Below are 524 nucleotides of genomic sequence, written 5' to 3' on the forward strand. Positions count from 1 at the left end.
AGCAGGGTATCTGCCTTTACAATCATCTTATCACCGGATAAAATGTCATTTTTGTTATAAATTCCAAATTCGGCGCCTTCCAGTTTTTTACCATTTTCGGCATCCTCTTTCACGACTTTAAGTTCTACCTTCTGGCGCTTATTGGAAAATTCCACGGTTTCCTCCACGACCGACGTATCCTGGTCTTTATACAGGAAAGTAATTTCCTTGCTTTCAGAATTAAGTACAAAACCAGTTGGGGCTTTGGTTTCCTTTACGAGGTACATTCCAAGGGGAAGATCGGTCAAAACTGCTTCTCCCTTCTCATCCGTTGTAACCTTCCGGATCAGGGTATTTTTTGGATAAATGAGAGTACGGTTGCCCTGTTCATCCACCTGGTGGTCCGGAGTATAAATATCCTCGGCTGCGAAAACTGCAAACTCAGTACCAGAAAGGGAAGCTTCTTCATATGCAAAATCCTTTTTAAAAGACTTTAAAGTTTCCCCTGATTTATGGACGATAAGCTTTCCTTTTGCCGGATGGTT

General features: G+C 42.0%; 1 protein-coding gene. It reads right to left on the reverse strand.

Annotated features, from left to right (window positions below; all coding sequences use genetic code 11):
* On the reverse strand, positions 1–524 hold a 524-nt coding region (locus tag PGQ38_RS19440), incomplete at both ends, for an MSCRAMM family protein (protein WP_270433228.1).

This window comes from Blautia faecis, from assembly GCF_027662325.1.
Taxonomy (GTDB): domain Bacteria; phylum Bacillota; class Clostridia; order Lachnospirales; family Lachnospiraceae; genus Blautia_A; species Blautia_A faecis.